The sequence below is a fragment of the Polaromonas sp. YR568 genome (genome assembly GCF_900116715.1).
Taxonomy (GTDB): Bacteria; Pseudomonadota; Gammaproteobacteria; order Burkholderiales; family Burkholderiaceae_C; genus Polaromonas.
On the sequence record NZ_FPBM01000007.1, the window covers coordinates 109,343 to 129,900 of the forward strand.

The following is a 20,558-nucleotide window of genomic DNA, read 5'->3' on the forward strand; positions in this document are numbered from 1 at the left end:
CACCGAAATTTGCATGTCTGATCTCAGCCTTCGTCTCCTGCAGGCCACCAGCCAGCTTCCCATTTCCAGCTATTTTGATGCGGGCCTGTTTGAGCGGGAGCAGCAAAAGCTGTTTGCGCGCGGGCCGCGCTACCTGGGCCACGAGCTGGCGGTGCCCGAGCTGGGCGACTACTACGCCCTGCCGCACGAAGGCGAAGGCCGCGCGCTGGTGCGCAACGCTTCGGGGATCGAGCTGATCTCCAATGTCTGCCGGCACCGCCAGTCGACCATGCTGCAGGGCCGCGGCAACACCGGCAGCAACATCGTCTGCCCGCTGCACCGCTGGACTTACAACACCTCGGGCGAGCTCATAGGCGCGCCGCACTTCGAGATCGACCCCTGCCTGAACCTGAACCGCTACAAAACCACGACCTGGAACGGCCTGGTGTTTGAAGACAACGGCCGCGACGTCGCCGCCGAAATGTCGCAGCTCGCCACTTTCTCCGACCTCGACTTTTCGGGCTACCAGCTCGACAAGGTGCACCTGCACGAGTGCAACTACAACTGGAAAACCTTCATCGAGGTCTACCTGGAGGACTACCACGTCGGCCCCTTCCACCCCGGGCTGGGCGGCTTTGTCACCACCGACGACCTGCGCTGGCAGCTCGAATCCGACTACTCGGTGCAGACCGTGGGCGTGTCGGACAAGCTGGGCAAGCCCGGCACCGACACCTACAAAAAATGGCACGACGTGGTGCTGCAGTACCGCAAGGGCGTGCCGCCCAAGTACGGCGCGATCTGGCTCACCTACTACCCGCACGTGATGATCGAGTGGTACCCGCATGTGCTGGTGGTCAGCACGCTGCATCCGCAGGGGCCCGACAAAACGCTCAACGTGGTCGAGTTTTTCTACCCTGAAGAGATCTGCGCCTTCGAGCGCGAATTCATCGAAGCCCAGCAGGCCGCCTACATGGAGACCTGCGTGGAAGACGACGAGATCGCCCTGCGCATGGACGCCGGCCGCAAGGCGCTGATGATTCGCGGCGACAACGAGTTCGGCCCCTACCAGAGCCCCATGGAAGACGGCATGCAGCACTTTCACGAGTGGTACCGCCGCGAAATGGGCGCCAGCAAGACCACGCAGATGATTTGAGAGATGGTCTGAGAACCCGTCAACGTGCAAGCCGCCGAGACCGCGTATAGGATGGCTGCAGTCCCACACATTGGGGCCGCAGCCATTTTTCATTTCACCCTTCCCTCCCCTCCTTCCCCTCCTTCCCTTCCTTCCCTTTAAGCCCACCGCCCGCCATGCAAGCCTTCTGGATGCTTTTTTCCTCGTTCATGTTTGCCACCATGGGGGTCTGCGTCAAGTTCGCTTCCGAGCACTTCAACAGCGCCGAGCTGGTGTTTTACCGCGGCGTGCTGGGCATCCTCTTCATGGCCGCCTACGCCCGCGCCCAGGGCATCACGCTGCGCACCCGCTACCCGGCGATGCATGCCTGGCGCAGCCTGATCGGCGTGATGTCGCTGTCGGCCTGGTTCTACGCCATTGCCCACCTGCCGCTGGCGACCGCCATGACGCTCAATTACATGAGCAGTGTCTGGATTGCCGCCTTTCTGGTCGGCGGCGCGCTGATGCTGGGCAAGGCCGGGCAAAAAGGCCCGAGCCAGGGGCCCCTGGTCATGGCCATCCTCGCGAGTTTTATCGGCGTGGTCATGCTGCTGCGCCCCGCCATCGACCAGAACCAGACTTTTGCCGGCCTGGTAGGCCTGATGTCGGGCCTGGGCGCCGCCTTTGCCTATATGCAGGTGATGGCGATTGCGCGCATGGGCGAGCCTGAAACGCGCACCGTGTTTTATTTTGCCGTCGGCACCGCGGTGGCCGGCTCGCTGGGCATGGCGGTGATGGGCATCACGCCCTGGAACTGGCAGCACGCGCTGTGGCTGCCGCCCATAGGCATCCTGGCTTCGCTGGGCCAGCTGGCCATGACCAAGGCCTACTCCATGTCGGAGAACCACGGCGGCACGCTGATGGTGGCCAACCTGCAGTACTCGGGCATTGTGTTTGCGGCCATCTACAGCCTCATCCTGTTTGGCGACAATATCCCCTGGATCGGCTGGGCCGGCATGGCGCTCATCATCGTGAGCGCGATTGCCGCGACCGTGCTGCGCGCCCGCGCTGCGCCGAACGCCCCGGCTGAAGAACACTAAGGAGCTTCCCATGAGCTACACCACCCTGATTTCCGCAGAGCAGCTGCAAGCCCTGGTCAAATCGGCCAAGCCCCTGCGTATCTTCGACTGCACCTTTGATTTGATGAAACCCAGCGCCGGGCAAGAGCAATACCTCGCCTCGCACATTCCCGGCGCCGTGTATGCCAACCTGGACACCGCGCTCAGCGCCAAGCACGGCGTGCCGGGCGCGCACGGTGTGATCACCGCCAGCGGCGCCGACGCCCCCGCGTCGGGCGGCCGTCACCCGCTGCCCAACCGCGAGAAGTTCGCGACCTGGCTGTCCAGTGTTGGTTTGGCCAACGACATGCAGGCCGTGGTGTACGACCGCAACGGCGCCAACTACTGCGGGCGTCTGTGGTGGATGCTCAAATGGGCCGGCCATGAAAACGTCGCCGTGCTCGACGGCGGGCTGCAGGCCTGGCAGGCCGCAGGCGGCGCCGTCAACAGCGGCGAAGAGCCCGCGCACTTCCAGGCGAATTTCCTGCTGGCGCCGGCCAGGGCTTCCCTGGTGTCGGTGCAGACCGTGGCCGAGCAGCTCGGCAGGCCGGCGCAGACCCTGGTTGATGCACGCGCCACGCCCCGCTTCAAAGGCGAGGTCGAGCCGCTGGACCCGGTGGCGGGCCACATCCCGGGCGCGCTGAACCGCCCTTTCAGCCAGAACATCGGGCCCGACGGCAAGTTCAAACCAGCCGCGCAGCTCAAGGCCGAGTTTGAAACCCTGCTGGCCGGGCGCGACCCGGCGACCGTGGTTCATCACTGCGGCAGCGGCGTCAGCGCCGTGCCCAACCTGATCGCGATGGAAGTCGCCGGCCTGGGAAGGACTGGGCTGTACGCCGGCAGCTGGAGCGACTGGTGCAGCAACCCGGAGCGGCCGGTGGCGCAGGGCTGACGCGCACCCCTCAAACAAAAGCCACCAGGCATGGGCACTGGTGGCTTTTTTTATTGCCGGTGCAAAAACCGGGGGCAGTACGCGTTATTTGGTGCTGCCGCTGGCAGGCGTGCCGGCCGGTGTGACACCCGCATTCGCCGCTGCGGCGCTGGCGCCAGGCGTCGGCGTGGCACTGGTGTCGGTGGATGATGGCGTGGTGGACGGCATGGACGAAGTCGATGGCGTTGTCGCGGCAGGCGTCGATGACGATGAAGGTGTTGCGCCGGTGTCCTCCACCTTTTTGCCACAGGCGCCCAGTGCCAGCAAAGCGGCCAATGCGACGGCCGTAGCGGCAGCGGGTTTGAATTTGGATGCGAGCATGTCTGTTTCCTTTTATAAAAGCGATGAAAGATGAATCAAAGAACCGATCGTCTGTGATCGTGACCGTTATCGTCTGAACTTGGGCTGCAAGGTTTGACGCCAGCCAGATTTCAATTTAGCCGGGCGCCCGGGCTGGCCCGCATGAGACGGCTTCCCACAGGGCTGTAGGGCTTCTTCGCCATACGCGTGCGGTGTCGTGCGGTGCCTTTAGCTTGCGCCGTCAAAACGTCCGTGCCCTGTCAGGCGAATGCGCTTGTGCGGGTTGTCCAGCCGTGCACCCGAATTGGGGCCCGCGCCGCGGCTGCTGCGGGAGCCGTTGTCGGGCCTGTCGCCCACCAGGCCCTTGGACGGGCTGGGCTCGGGGCGGTGGGCGCTGTAGGTGCGCGGTGAGTGGTCGCTGATTTTCATGTTGGCCTCCTTGGCTTGCAGGGCGTGGCCTCCTGGCTCCGAAGAGTATTGGCCATGCAGTTCGGGCACGCGTTCGGTATGTTCGCGTGCTGCGCTTGATTCACTCTAAAAGGCAGCCCTGCCGGTGGGTGTAGGCAATGCCTTCCGATGATGTAGGAAGCTTCCTACAAATCCGCCGGCGGCGTCGCGGGCGAGCGCACATGCTCGGGCCGCACGCCCATGCCCACCGCATACGCCGGCAGCGCCTGCAGCACCGGAAAGCGCTGCATCAACTTCATGGGCCAGGGAACTTCCATGGGCGGGCCGTCGCGGCCCCGGCCTGCCAGCACCGGGCTGAGCACCCGGTTCTGGATCGCCACCTGGGCGGCCTGCGTGAGGCGGGTCGGAAACAGCCGGCGCTTTTCCACCTGCGCGAGCAGCGGCGTGAAGTCTGCCTTGCCCATGCGCGTATCGGCCAGCGCCGCGGCCAGGATGTTGGCCGCCGCCACCGCGTCCTGCACCGCCAGGTTGATGCCGACACCACCGACCGGCGACATGGCGTGCGCCGCATCGCCTATGCACAAAAGGCCCGGCTTGTACCAGCGCTCCAGCCGGTCGACCGTGACGCTCAGCAACTTGATGTCGTCCCAACTTGCCAGGGTGCCGATGCGGCCCGCAAAAAGCGGCGCCACCTTCACCATGTCGGCCCGGAAAGCCTCCAGGCCGCGCGCGCGCACCTCCTCAATGCCACCTTTGGGAATCACATAAGCGCATTGCCAGTAAGTGCCGCGGTCAATCGTCGCCAGGAAGAGGCCTGTGGTGATGCGCCCACCGGTGGTGGACGGGTCGCCCGGCGGCTTGGGCAGGCGCATCCACAGCACGTCAATCGGCGCACCGAGATCCCGCACCACCAGCCCCGCCGCGCTGCGCACCGTCGAGCGCCGGCCGTCCGCGCCTATGACCAGGTCGGCCATGACCTCCAGGGGGCCGTCGGATGTGGTGACCTGCACCCCCGTCACGCCACCGCCCTCTTCGATCACACCCGTCACTTCGGCGTTCTGGATCAGGCGAAAACCCGGGTAGCGCTCGGCCTCATCGCGCACGAAATCGAGGAACTCCCACTGCGGCATCATCGCGATGAACTGGCAGCGGATGTTCAAACGCTTGAAGTTGGCCAGCAGCACCTCGGTGTTGCCGATCACCGCGCGCATCTCGCTGATCTCGTCGTGCGGACGCGCCAGGAATTTGTCGAGCAGGCCGAGCTCGTGGATCACATTCAGCGTCGACGGGTGCACCGTGTCGCCGCGAAAATCGCGCAGGAAGTCGCCATGCTTTTCCAGCACCAGAACCTCGACGCCGGCGCGCGCCAGCAACAGGCCCAGCATCATGCCGGCGGGGCCGCCGCCTGCGATGCAGCAGCGAACATTTATTGTTTCGGCCATGGTGTCTCCTCGGGGAATCAGAGTCCCCCGACCTTAGCCAAGCTTGCCGGCCGGTGCAAGCGTTCGGGTGCTAAGGCGACGCAGAACCCAGGCCCGGCTTTTGCCCTGTACCGGTAGATGAACCGGTGGAAACGCCCTGCTGCATAGCGGCATCGTAGTCATGGTTGTGGCCGTCACTGCCCGCGTCCTGGGCTTGGTGAGGCGTTTTGGGGCTGAACTCGGGAAACGGTTTCACGACGGGCTGGTGCAGCAACTCGGCACCTTCTGGCGCGGTATCGATCGGCATGTCGGTTCTCCTTGAGAGCAGTCAAACCCTGTAGAACATCCGGCACGGGCCTTTGAGGCCTGTGATGCATCTCCTGCCGCCCCTTGGGGGGCAATACGACATTACACCGGTTTCGATTTCGCTGCCAGCGGCGCTTTTTCGCCTATTTCAGCCTCATTGGCATGTCATGGGCATCGGGGTGGTCTGCACTTCGCCCGGGTCCGGCGGGGTGTCCAGCGGCGGCAGCGGCTCGGGCGGCGGAACGTTGGGGTTGGTGGCCATCACAAGCCCACCACCATGAGCGGAATGTCATGCGTCGCCAGCGCGGCGGCCGCGGCCATGCTGGCAAAAACCGTGATGAAAAAAGCGATGTAAGCGGCAGCCCGCGGACGGCGAAAACTCCGTGGTTTGCTTTGTTTGTGTTCGGGCGCCTCATGCCTCGTCGCCTCCATCAACTCACCGCTGACGTCGTAGGCGGAGGGACGGAAAGCGCTGGAAACCGTGCTGGAGTCTGAATGGAAGTTCATGGCGGGCCTGCCTTTGCGCAGTAGAACGGGGCATCGGACGATGCTTGCCCTGATCTTCCCGCCGCGCCCAAAACCCGCCTATAGGTGGCCGGCGCTTGTAGTTGTCAGGCGCCGTCTGACAGCAGCCGAACCCCGCCGCTCAATGGTGGTGCGCCATCCCGCTGATGAGCGTGACCAGGCCTATGCCTATGGCCAGCCAGGCGATTTGCGCCACGGTTTCGCGGGCGGTGACGCGCTTTTGCAACTGGGGGATCAAGTCGGCCAGCGCGACATAGATAAAGCTGCTGGACGCCATGATCAGGAAAAACGGAAGGTAGTCGTAGAGCTGGTCGACCAGCGCATAACCCACCACCCCGCCCAGCGCGGTGACGGCGCCGGCCAGCGAGACCTTGACGAAAGCGGCGCGCCGGTTGTTGGAGGTCTGGCGCAGCACGACCAGGTCGCCCATGTGGTGGGGCACCTCATGCACCAGCACCGCCAGCGCGGCCACCACGCCCAGCCGCAAATCTGCCATGAAGGCCGACGCGATCAGGATGCCGTCGCCGAAGGCATGCACGCTGTCGCCCGCCAGCACGGCCCAGCTGCCGCTTTTGACTTCGCCATGCCCATGATCGTGGCCATGGTGGCTGTGCGCGGCATGGACGTGCCCGGTATGGTCATGCTGGGCATGCGCCGCCGCTTCAGGGCCGTGGTGTTCGCCGCCATGGTGTTCATGGCCGTGGTGCCAGAGCTCGGCCTTGTCGAGCAGAAAGAAAAACACCAGCCCGACCAGCAAGGTGGCAAACAGCTCTTTGGCGCCGGCCTGGCTTTCAAAGGCCTCGGGCAGCAAATGCATAAAAGCCGTGGCCAGCAGCGCGCCGGCGGCCAGGCTGAGCATGTGCTGGGTGTAGCGGGCCAGCACGCCAAAGCTGAGCAGCGCCGCCAGCCACACACTGCCGATGCCGGCCGCCAGGGTCCCGATCAGGATCGCTATCAAAGTCATAGCTGCTTACGCTCGTATTTAGGGGACTGTAGCCCGAAGTCATTCAACACTATCCGTGGAGGTTACACCACAGACGACAAAACCCCGGGGCACGGCATCCAATGCCTGCGGCCGGGGCTACCTTTGATCTTATCAAGCGCGTCAAGGGGGCACGCGCAAAAAAAGCCGCCGGCCCTTTCGGACCCGGCGGCTTTCTGCCTGACAGCAGGGATCAGGCCACGCCGTGGGTTTTAAACCATTCGAGGGCGCGCTTGAAGCCGTCTTCAGCCGCATCCTTGCGGTAGCTCGGACGGTAGTCGGCGTGGAAGGCATGAGGCGCTTGCGGGTAGACGACAAACTCGGAGGCCGCTGCCGCCTTGTTGCCCTTGGCGCCGGCTTCGGCCAGGGCGTCTTTCATCTGGTTGACGGTGGTCAGCGGGATGCCGCCGTCTTGCCCGCCGTAGAGGCCCAGCACCGGCGCCTTGAGGTCGGCGGCCAGGTCCAGCGGGTGCTTGGGCGTGAGCGCAGACGGCTGGCCCACGAAGCGGCCGTACCAGGCCACGCCGGCCTTGACGTTCTTGCTTTGCTCGGCATACAGCCAGGTGATGCGGCCGCCCCAGCAAAAGCCGGTGATGCCCACCTTTTTGGCGTTTCCGCCGTTAGCGGTTGCCCACTTCACGGCGCCGTCCAGGTCGGCCATGACTTGCGCGTCGGGCACTTTGGAGACGACTTCAGCCATCAGCTTGGCCATCTCGTTGTATTTGCTGGGGTCGCCCTGGCGCGCATAGAGCTCAGGGGCAATTGCCAGGTAGCCGGCTTTGGCAAAACGCCGTGCCGTGTCGGCGATGTACTCGTGCACGCCAAAGATTTCCTGGATCACCAGCATCACTGGCAGGTTGGTTTTGCCGGCGGGCGCTGCAAAGAAGGCGGGCACCTTGAAGCCGTTGACTTCGTAAGTGGTCTCGCCGGTCTTCAGGCCGTCTGACGAGGTTTTGATGGCGGTCTGCGCCATGATGGGCATGGCCGTCGCGGCATAGCCGACGCCGAGGGCCGTTTTGAGCGCGGTGCGGCGGCTGGCGCCGGCTTCGGTGGACTGCCCGGCAGGCAGCAGGGCATCGAAGTCTTTTTTCTGGTCGTGTTCAAGCATGGCGGTTCCTCAGTAATGTTGTTGGAGGGGCAAAAAGCAAACAGTCGGAGTCTATGCGGCGGCGGAAGTTCTTGCCACCACAAAGCGATGACACGGTGTTTTCCCTTGCCCCCCTTTTAGCCGGCCTGCTTCAAACGATCTTGACGCTGAGCTCCGGCAGCCCGTCGATATGGCATTCGATGACATCGCCCTTGACCACCGGGCCGACGTTTTCAGGCGTGCCCGAGTAAATGATGTCGCCGGGGAAAAGCTCAAACGCCTCGGACAGCTTGGAGATCTGCTCTGCCACCGACCAGATCATGTGGTTGAGCGTGGCGTTCTGCTTGACCTGGCCGTTGACCTTGAGCCAGATCGAGCCCTTGGTGTAGTGGCCGGTCTGCGCCACCTTGTGGATGGGGCCTATGGGGGCGGAGCGGTCGAAGCTTTTGCCGATTTCCCACGGTTTCTTCTGATCACCCATGCCGCGCTGCAGGTCGCGGCGCGTCATGTCCAGGCCCAGTGCATAGCCGTAGACGAGGTCCAGCGCCTTGTCCATCGGGATGTTGCGCCCGCCCTTGGAGAGCGCCGCCACGAGTTCGACTTCGTAGTGGTAGTTCTTGGTCAGCGTCGGGTAGGGATGATCGGCCACCTTGCCGGGCGGCACGACCTGGATGGCGTCCGTCGGCTTCTGGAAGAAAAACGGCGGCTCGCGCGTCGGGTCCGAGCCCATCTCGATCGCATGGGCGGCGTAGTTGCGGCCAATGCAATAAATGCGGCGCACCGGAAACATCTCGGCGCTGCCGGCAATCGGCACATAGGTTTCGGCCACCGTGAAAGGTGTGGCCGGTGCATTGGCCGCCGTGCCGGGTGTGGCGCAGCCGACCATGGCACCTGCCGTCATCAGGGCGCCGGTTTGCAGAATTCCGCGTTTGCTCATGTCTGGTTTTGTCATGTGTGTCTCCTGGGATTGATAAAAGCTGGAGCTTGTTATGAGCTTTTTTCTCCAACAGTCGAGCTTAGGTTGCACATGCCAGATATAAGCAGACGCAATTACGCATTTACCGGACGATTCAATGCACCGCTGCTGCGTTGCAGCAGCTGTGCGGTCAGGCCGTACCGGAAATTTTCGCCCGCACGCTGTCGCGAAAAGCCTTGGGCGTCTGCCCAAAACGCTGGCGAAAGCGCCGCGCAAAGTAAGCCTCGTCGGCAAAGCCCGAGGCATGGGCGATGCTGGCGATGCGCTGGCTGCTATGCGCCAGCTGTTCCTGCGCGTACTCCAGGCGCCGCTCCGTCACCAGGTCGGTGAAGGTTTTGCCGGTTTCTTTTTTGAGCAGGTGCGCCAGGTAGTTGGGCGAGAGGAACGCGGCCGCGGCCGCATCGGCCAGCGTGACTTCACCGGCCAGATGCTCGCGGATGTAGCGCACCGCGCGCTGCAGGCTGGCGCGGCGGCTGCCCTGCTGCGCCTGGCTGGCTGAAAAGCGCAGCAGTTCGGCTTCGTACTTGCGGCACACCAGGCCAATGAGCTGCAGCATCAGGCCGCGAATCATTTCGATGGAGCCGAAGCGGCGATTGGCGTTTTCCGACGCAAGCTTTTCGAGCAGCAGCTCGACTTCGGGCAATTCTTCTTCCGAGAAATAAAAGTCGGTGTGTTCCTGGAAGAGAAAGGGCGCAAGCTCGGGCGCGCGGGTCAGCGGCACGTCTTCCAGGTCCAGCGGGTCCACGTCCAGGCCGGGGCGCAGGAACTGCTGCGACATATTGATGATGACGTAGCGCGAACCCTCGGGGTGCGGAATCACATGCACGCGATAGGGCAGGATGAAACTCAGATAACCGCGCCGGAAGGGCCGCACCGTGCCGGCCACGTTTTGTTCGGTATCGCCCTGCAGGCTGATCTGGATCTGGAAATACTCGTGCCGGTGCGGGCGCACCAGCGGCGGCCGCACCAGCTGGGACCGGATGTCAAAGTCGAGGTGGTCGGCCCGCTCGGACATGCCGTAGGTTTTGATGGCGCTGGTGTCTGTCATGGGCGGTATTCTCGGCGCTGACAGTGGGGGGCGCATCGGTACAAAGCCTTCCGCAGACTTTCCGTGGGCCTGTGCAGCCCTTTCGTGGTTTTTCGTGGAATCTTTTAGTTTCTGTCTTGACAGAAATTAACGAAAGCGTATATTCGAAGCCATGGAACTCAGCCCCGTCGCCCGCAAATTTGTCGTCCACTGGGGAGAAATGGGCACCGCCTGGGGCGTGAACCGCACCGTTTCCCAAATCCACGCCCTGCTCTTCTTCCACGGCCGGCCCCTGCATGCCGAAGATATCGCCGACACCCTGGCCGTGGCCCGCTCCAACGTCAGCAATAGCATCAAGGAACTGCTGAACTGGAACCTGATACGCGCCACCCATGTGCTGGGCGACAGGCGTGACTATTACGAGACCTCACTCGACGTCTGGGAGCTGTTTCGCACCGTGGTGCGTGAACGCAAGGAGCGCGAATACGACCCGACGGTGCGCATGCTGCGCGAGCTGGTGAAAGAAGAAGGCTTCGAGGCCGAATCCGCCGACGCCCAGGACCGCGTGCGCGAAACCCTGCGCCTGATGGAGTCGCTGGGCCTGTGGGCCGACGAGATGCTGCGGCTGTCGCCCACCACGCTTGAGAAAGTGCTGCGCATGGGCGCCAGCGTGCAGAAGTTTGTGCGCGGCGACAGCGACGCCAAACCCATGGACCCTTCCGAACTTTTACCGCCTACTTTTTGATTTGAGGAACCCGGCCAGCTTTGGCCCTTTTTTTGACTATCAATTTCTGTTTGTACTGAAATTTCTTAAGGAGAGAAATATGACAAGCATCCGCACCGAAACCCGCAGCATCCCCGACCTCGGCAACACCCGCTACGACAGCTTCAAGGCGGGGCTTGACCCCACCATCTACCCGCTGACGCTGTTTTACGAAGCCGCCTGCCCGCTTTGCAACGCCGAGATGAGCAACCTCATGCTGCGCGACACCGAAGGCCATCTGCGCTTTGCCGATGTCTCGGCGCCGGATTTCACAGACGTGCCCGCCGGCGCCACCATGGAAGACCTGATGACGCTGATCCACGCGCGCACCGCGGACGGCCGGGTGCTCAAGGGTGTGGAGGTGTTCCGGCTGGCTTATGAAGCCGTCGGCATGGGCTGGGTCAGCTCGGCCATGCGCATGCCTTTGCTGCGCCCGCTGGCCGAATGGGGCTACCCGGTGCTGGCCCGCAACCGCCACCGCATCCCCCGCGGTGTGGTGCGCCTGCTGTTTGAGGGCGCCGTGCGGCGCGCCGCAGAGCGTTCGGCCCTGGCGCGCTGCGATGCGGGGACCTGCGCACGTTAAGCCTGGCAAACCTACCCAGGTATCCGAGCAAAAAGAAAACCAAAGCGAAAACGAAAGGAAATCATCATGAGTGCCAACCTGTTTTTTGTCTCCCTGCTGATTGCGCTGGTCGGCCCGGTCATCGCCATCACTTATCTCAAGCCCATCCTCTACAAGGTGCTTCGCATGCTTTGCGATGCCGACGGCGGCGCGGAGTTCTGGATACGCTGCGCCTACCTGCTGGCGGTCTCGGGCACCTTGCTGCTGATGCTGAGCTTCGGCGAGTTCAATGAGCACAGCAGCGTCATCGACACCGTACGGCGTTCGCTGTGGCTGGTGCTGGCGGGTGTGTTTGTCACCGTGGCGGTTATTTCGCGCAATGTGTGGATGCAGGTGCGGCAATGGCTGGCAGCGAAAGAGCTGGCCGCCCATGTGCAGGGGGTGGCGCAGCCAGGCCCGCTGTAGCAGCTGTAACGGCGGCAGCCGACGAGTCTTCCACCGCCGGCTGGCCCGCCTGAAGAGGTTCATGAACGGAGAACAACAATGATCACCGCAACGCCCGTCACCTCCCGCGCCATCACCCAGCCCGCCAAAGGCGGCGAAGCCCGGCTGGCGGACATCCGGTCTTACTACAACGCCGTGGCAGACGACTACCGCGCCTGGAGCCCCGGCATGAACATGCACTTCGGCTACTGGTCCTGGAAGGTCAATCCTTTGCGCCGCGAAGCCATGCTGGAACGCATGAACCTCGAAGTGCTGCACCGGCTGGATTTGCCGGCCAGCGGCGCCGCCCGGCTGGCCGACCTGGGCTGCGGCGCCGGCGCGACGGCGCGGGCCATCGTCCAGCACCGCAAGCACTGCACGGTGGATGCCGTCACGCTGGTGGCGCAGCAAATTGTCCAGGGCGCCCAGCTCAACCAGGCCGCGGCCTTGCCCAACCAGGTGCGCTTTCACCTGGCCGACTATGTGAACACCGGCTTGCGCGCAGGCGCTTACGACGGTGTCTACGCGCTGGAAAGCGCCTGCCACGCGCAGGGCGCGGACAAGCGCGCCCTGGTGCGCGAAGCGGCCCGCCTGCTGCGGCCCGGCGGCACGCTGGTGATCGCCGACGCCTTGCGCCGCAACAACAAGCCCCTGCCCGGATTCATGGAGCGCATCTACAGGCTTTGGTGCCGCCACTGGGCGGTGAACGAGCTGGCCGAGAAAGAAGCGCTGCATGCCGCCCTGGCCGGCCAGGGGTTCACCGACATCCGTTTCCAGGACATCAGTCTGCGCCTGGCGCCCAGCGCCTTGCAGATTCCGCTGTTTGCCACGCGCTTTGCGCTGCGTGAACTGTGGCGCGCCCGCTTTCGCCTGTCGCCGCTGCGCCGCGGCCATATCGTGGCCTCGTACGCGGCCTTTTTGCTGGGCCTGTGGCTGCCGGGATTCGGCTACTACATGGTCACCGCGCGCAAACCCGTGGACGACGGTGGGACGCCGGAAGCGATGAAACCTAGCGCGCAGGCCCGGTGACTGCCGCGTGCAGCATGACCACCGCCCGCACGCCGTCGACGACTTTCGCCATGCGCCGGTAGTCCAGCCTGTCGGCGGTGTCCTGCGGCGTGTGATAGGCCTTGTTCCGGTAGAAGGCTGTGTGGTGACCATCATGCCCACGTAGCCTTCATTCCAATAATTGAGGTGGTCTGAAAAATCAATCCCCACCACAAAACCCGGCGCGTTGATGGAGTACACCGGCAGGTCAGAGGCCGACTTCATCGCCGACTTCACCTGGCGTGCGACGTCCCCGTCCTGGTAAAAGCCCACGAGCGAGATGAAATTTCCGGTGGTCGGATAGATCGCATTGAGAAGCCGCACAGGATGGTCCTGGCTTCCTGGTTCGTCACTGAAGTACCCAATGCACTCAAGCGACAGCATGAGAGATGCACGTTTGCCGGACTCAGCCAAAGACCGTGCGTGAACGGCACTGCCCATGTAAGGTGTGCGAAAAAAAGGAGGCTCTTCGTTGGTGTAGACCACCAGTTCCACTCGTTGGCGGAAAGACTGCCCCCTGAGCAGTCGCGCCAGTTCGACCAGGCCCGCGACACCGCTGGCGTTGTCGTCCGCGCCGGGTTGCTCACCGGCCACGTCATAGTGAGCGCCAACCACCATCACCTCCGGCGTATCGGGCCCCAGCTTCACGATCAGATTGCGGTATGGCCTGCCTTCGGCTTCAAACCGCTGGCTTTCCACCTTGAGGCCCAACGCGGAAAGCTGTGACTCCACGTAAACGGCGGCGCCTTCAAGGCGAATCCCGTTGTCGAAGGTCCGATTGGAAAAATCGGTGGAGAGCTTGCGAACCAGTTGCTCCAGCCTGGCAGCGGATGCCGCCTGCGATGCGGGAGCCGTCGTGTCACTGGCAGACACAAAAGGTTGCGTCAACCGGTACCAAGCATAAGTTACCGCAGCACCGGCCAGCAACAAAGCCAAGGCGGCGCCGGCAACGAAGAGCTTCCGGCGCTTTCCCCCACGCGGGCCCGCTGCAAGAGAAGAAGGAAGTGGGGGCGGCTTAATGCGCTTTGTCCCAGTTGGGGCCCACGCCGATCTCGGCCAATAGCGGCACTTTGAGATCGGCCACACCCGCCATCAGGCGCGGAATCTCGGTGCGCACCCATTCGACTTCCGCCTCGGGCACTTCAAACACCAGTTCATCGTGCACCTGCATGATCATTTTGGTGGCGCGCTTTTCCGCATCCAGCACTTCCTGCACCTTGTTCATGCTGAGCTTGATCAGGTCGGCCGCCGTGCCCTGCATGGGTGCGTTAATGGCCTGGCGTTCCGCCGCCTTTTTGCGCGGGCCGTTGCCGCCGTTGATCTCTGAGAGGTAGAGGCGCCGGCCGAACACGGTTTCGACAAAATGGTTTTCCTGGGCAAAAACCACGGTCTGGTCCATGTAGTTCTTCACACCCGGATAACGCTGGAAGTATTTGTCGATATAGGCCGCCGCCGCTTTGGTTTCGATGCCGAGGTTGCGCGCCAGGCCGAAGCTGCTCATGCCGTAGATCAGCCCGAAGTTGATGACCTTGGCGTAGCGGCGCTGCTCGCTGCTGACCTGGTCGACCGCCACGCCGAACACTTCAGCCGCCGTGGCGCGGTGCACGTCCAGCCCGTCGGTGAAGGCGCGCAGCAGTGCCTCATCACCGCTGATGTGGGCCATGATGCGCAGCTCAATCTGCGAGTAGTCGGCGCTGGCGATCACGCTGCCCGCGGGCGCGACGAAAGCTTCGCGCACACGCCGGCCTTCCACCGTGCGGATCGGGATGTTCTGCAGGTTGGGGTCGTTGCTCGACAAGCGGCCCGTCACCGCGACGGCTTGCGCATAGTGCGTGTGCACCCGGCCCGTGCGGGGGTCGGCCAGTTGCGCCAGCTTGTCGGTGTAAGTTCCCTTGAGTTTGCTGAGCGAGCGGTGCTCCAGCAGCTTGGCGGGCAGCGGGTAATCCTCGGCCAGTTTTTCAAGCACTTCTTCGTCGGTGCTGCGCGCGCCGCTGGGCGTTTTCTTGATGACGGGCATGCCCAGCTTGTCAAAGAAGATCTCGCCCAGTTGCTTGGGGCTGCCGAGGTTAAAGGGCTGGCCGGCGATCTCATACGCCTCGGATTCCAGCTGAATGATGCGCTGGCCCAGTTCGTGGCTTTGCGCGGCCAGCGTGGGTGCGTCGATCAGCACGCCATTGCGTTCGATCCGGTAGAGGGTTTCGCTGCTTTTGATTTCCAGCTCATAGATGAAGCGCAGCTTCTCGTTGGCCTCCAGTTGCGGCCAGAGCACGCGGTGCACGTCCAGCGTCTGGTCGGAGTCTTCGCAGGAATATTCGGCGGCCTTGGCGATATCGACCTGGTTGAACTTGATCTGGTGCGCGCCCTTGCCGCACAGGTCTTCGTAGTTGATGCCGCTGCGCCCCACATGCCGCTCGGCCAGGCTGGCCAGGCCGTGCGGCTTGTTCACTTCCAGCACATAGCTTTGCAGCATGGTGTCGTGCACATAGCCCTGCACTTCAATGCCGTGATTGGCGAACACATGGCGGTCATATTTGACGTGCTGGCCCAGCTTGGCCTTGGCCGGGTTTTCCAGCCAGGGTTTAAGGCGCGCCAGCACCTCGTCGCGCGGCAGTTGCACGGGCGCATCGGGGTAGTCGTGCGTGAGTGGAATGTAGGCCGCCTCGCCGGGCGTGACGCTGAAACTCAGGCCGACGATCTCGGCGAGTATTTCATCGAGCGAGGTGGTTTCGGTGTCCAGCGCCACCAGCTCGGCGGCTTCAAGTTTGGTGAGCCAGCGGTCAAACGCCTCCCAGGTGAAGATGGTGTCGTACTTCAGGTTGCTGGCGCGCTCGGCCAGCGGGGCCTCCGGCGCCGCAGCCGGCTCATCAAACAGCCCGGGCGCATCCGGGTTGGCGACTGCCGCTTTGGCCGCGGGCTTGGTATGGCGCCCTTCCGGCCCGCCTATCAATTCGGGCGGCGTGCTTTCGGTGTCGATCTGCCTGACCAGCCCCTTGAAGCCGTATTTTTCGTAGAAGGCCTTCAAGGCGTCCGTCTGCTGGGCGCCCATGGCAATCGCGTCCAGGGCGGGCAGGCCGGCAATGTATTCAACCAGGTCACAGTCTTTTTTGATGGTCAGCAGCTCGCGGCCCTTGGGCAGCCAGTCCAGCGACTGGCGCAGGTTGTCGCCGACCACGCCCTTGATATCGCCGGCCTTGGCCACCAGCGCGTCCAGCGAGCCGTATTCGAGCAGCCATTTCACAGCAGTCTTGGGTCCGACCTTGGGCACTCCGGGCACATTGTCGACCGCGTCACCCACCAGCGTCTGGTAGTCCACCATCAGGCGCGGCGGCACACCGAACTCTGCTTCAACCCCGGCCATGTCGCGGCGGCGGTCGTTCATGGTGTCGATGACGGTGATGTTTTCATCGACCAGCTGGCTCAAATCCTTGTCGCCGCTGGAGATGATGACTTCAATCCCCTGCTGCGAGGCCATGCAGGCCAGGGTGCCGATCACGTCGTCGGCCTCGACGCCCGGCACGTCCAGCACCGTCCAGCCCAGCAGGCGCACCACCTCATGGATGGGCTCGACCTGGCTGCGCAGGTCGTCGGGCATGGGGGAGCGCTGGGCCTTGTACTCGGGGTAAAGCGCATCGCGAAAGGTCGGGCCTTTGGCGTCGAACACGCAGGCGGCGAAGTCGGCGCGCACATCCTTGCGCAGCTTTTGCATCATGTTGACCATGCCGCGGATGGCGCCCGTGGCCGGGCTGGCCGGGTCGCCCGGGTTGGCGCGCAGGTCGGGCATGGCGTGGAAAGCGCGGTACAGGTAGCTGGAACCATCGACCAGCAGAAGCGTTTTTTTGTCGGTACTCATGGGCCTGATTGTCAGGGATATCGGCCAGGCCCTGCCTGCGGCCTGGGCGCATCCCCCTACCCGCCGAAAACAGGGGTTTTCGCCTACACAGGCAGCCTCTTTATTACGACAGGCGCGGGCTTTGTCGGGCTGGGCCCGCAAGCCTACAATGCAGGCATGAACCACCTTGTCCGCCCTCTTGTCGCTGTTTTTGCAGTGTTGCCGCTGGCTGCGGCCCTGGCCCAGGCGCCTGCGCAAAATGCCGAATCCGCGGCCAGGGCGGAAGCACCGGCACAGTCCGGCCGCCCCGACCAGACCATCCAGCGCATCCGCACCGAAGATGCCGGCACGCGCATCGACGAGCTGCGGGTGGGCGGGGAAACCCAGCAGATCACCGTGCAGCCCAAAACCGGCGGCCCGGCCTATGAGATCAAGCCGGCGGAAGGCGCCCGGGGCGCGGCGCCTGCAGCAGCCAACAGCGACACCAATGGTTCGCGCGTCTGGAACGTGCTGAAGTTCTGATTTTCCGTTTTCAACATTCCAAGTATTTCAGGGTTCAGTTTCAGGCATGGCCGTATATACCGAAGTCTCGTTTGACGAGGCTGCAGCGTTCTTGAACGCCCTGAATCTGGGGCAGCTGCAGAACATGAAGGGTGCCGCCGGCGGCATCGAAAACACCAACTACTTTGTCGACACCGACCAGGGCGAGTACGTCCTGACGCTGTTTGAGCGCCTGACCTTCGAGCAGCTGCCGTTTTACCTGCACCTGATGCAGCACCTGGCGGCGCACGGCATCCCGGTGCCGGACCCGGCGGGCGACACCAAAGGCAATATCCTCCACCAGCTCAAGGGCAAGCCGGCCTCCGTGGTCAGCAAGCTGCGCGGCCACAGCGAGCTGGCCCCCACCGCCGCGCACTGCGCCAGCGTGGGTGAAGCCCTGGCGCGCATGCACCTGGCCGGCCTGGACTACCCGCGCCGCCAGCCCAACCTGCGCGGCCTGGACTGGTGGAACGACACCGTGCCGGTGGTGCTGCCCCATATCACTGACGAGCAAAGCAGCCTCATCCTGGGCGAGCTGGCCTACCAGAACCACATCGCGGCCTCCTCCGCCTGCCGCAGCCTGCCGCGCGGCGTCGTGCATGCCGACCTCTTTCGCGACAACGTGATGTTCGAGGACGGCAAGCTCACCGGCTTTTTTGATTTCTACTTTGCCGGCTGCGACACCTTTTTGTTCGACATCGGCGTCTGCCTGAACGACTGGTGCATAGACCTGGCCAGCGGCGCCGGTGACGATGCGCGTTCGGCAGCCTTTATGGCGGCCTACCAGGCCGTGCGCCCGCTGACCGCGCAGGAGCGCCAGTTGCTGCCCGCCATGCAGCGCGCCGGCGCCCTGCGCTTTTGGCTGTCACGCCTGTGGGACTTCCATTTGCCGCGCGAAGCGGCGGTGCTCAAGGCGCATGACCCCAGCCATTTCGAGCGCGTCCTGCGCGCGCGGCTCGCGCAGCCCTACGTGTTGTAAGCCGGCCCGGCAGGGTTGATACACGGACTTGCCGCGGTGCCAGGCCACTTTCAGGCACACTGCCCCCTGCAACCCCCTGCCCGGCCCCGCCCGGCAACTCTCTCCCTGCGAGCACCATGAAACTCAATATCGTTCCCGCGAGCACCGGCATGACCTGGGTCAGGCTGGGCATCAAGACCTTTTTGCAGCAGCCCCTGGCCATGTCGGGGCTGTTCTTTCTCTATATGGCCGCGGGCACGATATTGTCTTTTCTTCCGGTGTTCGGGCTCATCCTGGCGCTGATGATCGTGCCGGCCGCCACGCTGGGCCTGATGGCCGCGACGCAAGAGGCGCTCAAAGGCAAGTTCCCCATGCCCACGGTGCTGATCAGCGCCTTTCGGGCAGGCCGCCAGCGGGTGCGGGCCATGCTGGTGCTGGGTGGCCTGTATGCCGCGGCCTGCCTGCTGATCACGCTGGCCGTGCCCTTGCTGGTGGGCGCCACCCCGCCTCCCGCAGCCGATGCGGGCCGTGAAGCCATGCTCACGCCCCAGTTCCAGCTGACCATGCTGGTCACCATGCTGTTTTACCTGCCGGTCTCGCTGCTCTTCTGGCATGCACCGGCGCTGGTCCACTGGCATGGCATTTCACCGGTCAAGAGTCTGTTTTTCAGCTTCGTGGCCTGCCTTCGCAACGCCGGTGCCTTCCTGATGTTCGGGCTGGGCTGGTTCGCCGTCTTCCTCGGCATGGGCATTGTGATCAGCCTGGTGTCCGGGCTGCTGGGCAGCGCCGAATTCATGGCCGCCGCCGTGATGCCGCTGGTATTGCTGATGGCGGCGATGTTTTCCACCTCGATTTACTTCACATTTCGTGATAGCTTCGTGGCCACGCCGCCCGGCGATTCGCCGGAAAGCGCTGAGGACGCCCAAAACACCAACGACAACCCCTGACGACCCCACCGTTACCCCAGGAGAGCTTCATGACCCAGCACCAGTTGCAAGGCCGTAGTGAAAAAGAGATTTTGTGGTTTCAAAGGCGAGACACGCTCAAGGCCGCAGCCGCCTGGGTGGCCATGGGTGGGCTGCCCGCCGCCATGGCACAGCAGCGCAGCAATATCGTCCAGCTCCGGGGCGACGCCCTGCTCAACGGCCGCCAGCTGCAGACCGGCCAGACCATCCTCACCGGTGATCAGATCCAGACAGGGCCCGGCTCCAACCTGATGTTTGTCATCGGCAACTCGGCCTTCCAGGTGCGCGAAAACTCCTTCATGACGGTGGAGCGCGGCAACTCGATCAACACCGTGAGCCTGCTGCGCCTGCTCACGGGCGCGGTGGTCAGCGTCTGGGGCCGGGGCAGCAACCGCTCCATCAACTTGCCCACACTCACGGCCGGCATACGCGGCACGGGCGTGTATGCCGAGGTGTTTGCCTCGCAAGGCAACCGCAGCTATTTTTGCAACTGCTACGGCACGGTCGACATGGAGTCCAACGGCGAGAAAACCGTGTCACAGGCCAGTTACCACCAGTCATTCTGGGGCGAAGTCGAGCCCAAAAACGGTCGCCGGCTGACGCCCGCCAATGCGATCAACCACAGCGACGAGGAACTCGAATTCCTCGCGGGCCTGATCAACCAGCGCACGGCCTGGCAGATCGCGGGCAAAAAAGGCGTGAAGGACGGTATGGGTTACATGGACACCCAGCCCGGGCAGACGCATCCCGCGCAGTCAGCGCAAGTGCCGGTCCGCTAACCCGCCGACACACCACGCGCGGTGTGTCAGGGCGTGTATCGGACCTCGAGGATTTCGTACTCCATTGCTTCCTCGTAGGTCTTGGCGTCATTGAGCGCCAGGTGCAGCAGAATTTTTGGCGCATGGGCCTTGATGACCCGGTGCATCAGCATGCCGACGGCAATCATCGGCAAGCCCACCCACAGATAACCGTAGAGCGAAAGCACAACGCCTATGCCCAGCAGGGGCAGCGAAATGCCGACCACAAAGAGGCGGTGCTTGACGTACTTTTGCGCGCGCTCCGGGTTCACGATCACGCGAAAGCGACCCATCGGCAGGCCGGTCTTGAACTCCTGGTGCGGCACGTAAACCGCCGAAGTGCTTTCTGAGTTGTCGCCATTTTGGGCGCCGGTTGCGGAATTTGTCTCTGTCATTTTTTTCTCATCAGGGTGGGTTCAATTAAAAGCTTGCCTCAAGCAGCG

At 63.6% G+C, this 20,558-nt stretch carries 23 protein-coding genes and 1 pseudogene; 12 read left to right on the top strand and 12 right to left on the bottom strand.

All coding sequences use genetic code 11. The features are described from left to right. Window positions 1–13 precede the first annotated feature (13 nt). From BM408_RS15610 to BM408_RS15620, 3 genes are all read left to right on the top strand, one after another. Window positions 14–1,132, top strand: a complete 1,119-nt coding sequence (locus BM408_RS15610; protein ID WP_092130964.1) for an aromatic ring-hydroxylating oxygenase subunit alpha — start codon at window positions 14–16, stop codon at window positions 1,130–1,132. Between the two features lie 155 nt (window positions 1,133–1,287). Next, window positions 1,288–2,190 carry a DMT family transporter gene (locus BM408_RS15615; protein WP_092130795.1) on the top strand — a complete coding sequence of 301 codons (903 nt, stop codon included), beginning with the start codon at window positions 1,288–1,290 and terminating at the stop codon, window positions 2,188–2,190. A gap of 10 nt (window positions 2,191–2,200) precedes the next feature. Then, window positions 2,201–3,100: a sulfurtransferase gene (locus BM408_RS15620; protein WP_092130796.1), complete on the top strand. Its 900-nt coding sequence runs from the start codon at window positions 2,201–2,203 to the stop codon at window positions 3,098–3,100. Window positions 3,101–3,184: 84 nt separating this feature from the next. Here BM408_RS15620 and BM408_RS22785 read toward each other — a convergent pair whose 3' ends face one another. From BM408_RS22785 to BM408_RS15665, 9 genes are all read right to left on the bottom strand, one after another. Then, window positions 3,185–3,460, bottom strand: a complete 276-nt coding sequence (locus BM408_RS22785; protein WP_139237359.1) for a hypothetical protein — start codon at window positions 3,458–3,460, stop codon at window positions 3,185–3,187. Between the two features lie 207 nt (window positions 3,461–3,667). Beyond that, window positions 3,668–3,868: a hypothetical protein gene (locus tag BM408_RS15630; protein WP_092130798.1), complete on the bottom strand. Its 201-nt coding sequence runs from the start codon at window positions 3,866–3,868 to the stop codon at window positions 3,668–3,670. Between the two features lie 164 nt (window positions 3,869–4,032). Continuing rightward, window positions 4,033–5,289 (bottom strand): FAD-dependent oxidoreductase, encoded by a 1,257-nt coding sequence (locus BM408_RS15635; RefSeq protein WP_092130799.1) that lies wholly within the window; start codon window positions 5,287–5,289, stop codon window positions 4,033–4,035. 70 nt (window positions 5,290–5,359) lie between these two features. Next, window positions 5,360–5,575 carry a hypothetical protein gene (locus tag BM408_RS15640; protein ID WP_092130800.1) on the bottom strand — a complete coding sequence of 72 codons (216 nt, stop codon included), beginning with the start codon at window positions 5,573–5,575 and terminating at the stop codon, window positions 5,360–5,362. Between the two features lie 260 nt (window positions 5,576–5,835). Beyond that, entirely contained in the window at window positions 5,836–6,081 is a 246-nt protein-coding gene (locus tag BM408_RS15645; protein WP_092130801.1) for a hypothetical protein, read from the bottom strand. Between the two features lie 139 nt (window positions 6,082–6,220). Continuing rightward, window positions 6,221–7,063, bottom strand: coding sequence for a ZIP family metal transporter (locus tag BM408_RS15650; RefSeq protein ID WP_092130802.1), 843 nt, complete (start codon window positions 7,061–7,063; stop codon window positions 6,221–6,223). Window positions 7,064–7,274: 211 nt separating this feature from the next. After that, entirely contained in the window at window positions 7,275–8,189 is a 915-nt protein-coding gene (locus BM408_RS15655; RefSeq protein ID WP_092130803.1) for a dienelactone hydrolase family protein, read from the bottom strand. Window positions 8,190–8,319: 130 nt separating this feature from the next. Continuing rightward, entirely contained in the window at window positions 8,320–9,120 is an 801-nt protein-coding gene (locus BM408_RS15660; RefSeq protein WP_092130804.1) for a fumarylacetoacetate hydrolase family protein, read from the bottom strand. A gap of 154 nt (window positions 9,121–9,274) precedes the next feature. Beyond that, complete coding sequence (locus BM408_RS15665; protein WP_092130805.1) at window positions 9,275–10,192, bottom strand: helix-turn-helix transcriptional regulator; 918 nt, start codon at window positions 10,190–10,192, stop codon at window positions 9,275–9,277. Window positions 10,193–10,343: 151 nt separating this feature from the next. Between BM408_RS15665 and BM408_RS15670 the strand changes: the two genes are divergently transcribed. From BM408_RS15670 to BM408_RS23060, 5 genes are all read left to right on the top strand, one after another. Then, window positions 10,344–10,916, top strand: a complete 573-nt coding sequence (locus tag BM408_RS15670; protein ID WP_092130806.1) for a GbsR/MarR family transcriptional regulator — start codon at window positions 10,344–10,346, stop codon at window positions 10,914–10,916. 79 nt (window positions 10,917–10,995) lie between these two features. Continuing rightward, window positions 10,996–11,517, top strand: coding sequence for a thiol-disulfide oxidoreductase DCC family protein (locus BM408_RS15675; protein WP_092130807.1), 522 nt, complete (start codon window positions 10,996–10,998; stop codon window positions 11,515–11,517). A gap of 66 nt (window positions 11,518–11,583) precedes the next feature. Beyond that, window positions 11,584–11,961, top strand: coding sequence for a hypothetical protein (locus tag BM408_RS15680; protein ID WP_092130808.1), 378 nt, complete (start codon window positions 11,584–11,586; stop codon window positions 11,959–11,961). 78 nt (window positions 11,962–12,039) lie between these two features. After that, on the top strand, window positions 12,040–13,008 hold the full coding sequence (locus BM408_RS15685; protein ID WP_092130809.1) for an SAM-dependent methyltransferase: 969 nt from the start codon (window positions 12,040–12,042) through the stop codon (window positions 13,006–13,008). Between the two features lie 7 nt (window positions 13,009–13,015). After that, window positions 13,016–13,153: a hypothetical protein gene (locus tag BM408_RS23060; protein ID WP_217649436.1), complete on the top strand. Its 138-nt coding sequence runs from the start codon at window positions 13,016–13,018 to the stop codon at window positions 13,151–13,153. A 221-nt stretch (window positions 13,154–13,374) separates the two neighbouring features. On the opposite strand, the pseudogene BM408_RS23260 reads toward BM408_RS23060, so the two are convergent. After that, a pseudogene (locus BM408_RS23260) lies at window positions 13,375–14,112 on the bottom strand (M28 family peptidase); the annotation flags it as partial. Beyond that, window positions 14,042–16,876 carry a DNA polymerase I gene (gene polA, locus BM408_RS15695; protein ID WP_092130810.1) on the bottom strand — a complete coding sequence of 945 codons (2,835 nt, stop codon included), beginning with the start codon at window positions 16,874–16,876 and terminating at the stop codon, window positions 14,042–14,044. The gene polA and the pseudogene BM408_RS23260, both read right to left, overlap by 71 nt. Before the next feature lie 156 nt (window positions 16,877–17,032). On the opposite strand from polA, the gene BM408_RS15700 reads away from it, so the two are divergent. The 4 genes from BM408_RS15700 (at window position 17,033) to BM408_RS15715 (ending at window position 20,097) form a co-directional block, all read left to right on the top strand. Next, window positions 17,033–17,377: a hypothetical protein gene (locus tag BM408_RS15700; RefSeq protein ID WP_092130811.1), complete on the top strand. Its 345-nt coding sequence runs from the start codon at window positions 17,033–17,035 to the stop codon at window positions 17,375–17,377. 46 nt (window positions 17,378–17,423) lie between these two features. Then, window positions 17,424–18,374 carry a homoserine kinase gene (locus BM408_RS15705; protein ID WP_092130812.1) on the top strand — a complete coding sequence of 317 codons (951 nt, stop codon included), beginning with the start codon at window positions 17,424–17,426 and terminating at the stop codon, window positions 18,372–18,374. Window positions 18,375–18,490: 116 nt separating this feature from the next. Continuing rightward, window positions 18,491–19,300, top strand: coding sequence for a BPSS1780 family membrane protein (locus tag BM408_RS15710; RefSeq protein ID WP_092130813.1), 810 nt, complete (start codon window positions 18,491–18,493; stop codon window positions 19,298–19,300). A gap of 29 nt (window positions 19,301–19,329) precedes the next feature. Continuing rightward, on the top strand, window positions 19,330–20,097 hold the full coding sequence (locus BM408_RS15715; protein WP_092130814.1) for a FecR family protein: 768 nt from the start codon (window positions 19,330–19,332) through the stop codon (window positions 20,095–20,097). Between the two features lie 26 nt (window positions 20,098–20,123). Here the strand turns inward: BM408_RS15715 and BM408_RS15720 are convergent, their stop codons facing one another. Beyond that, a complete protein-coding gene (locus tag BM408_RS15720) occupies window positions 20,124–20,510 on the bottom strand; it encodes a hypothetical protein (RefSeq protein WP_092130815.1) in 387 nt (128 codons plus the stop codon). Between the last annotated feature and the right edge of the window lie 48 nt (window positions 20,511–20,558).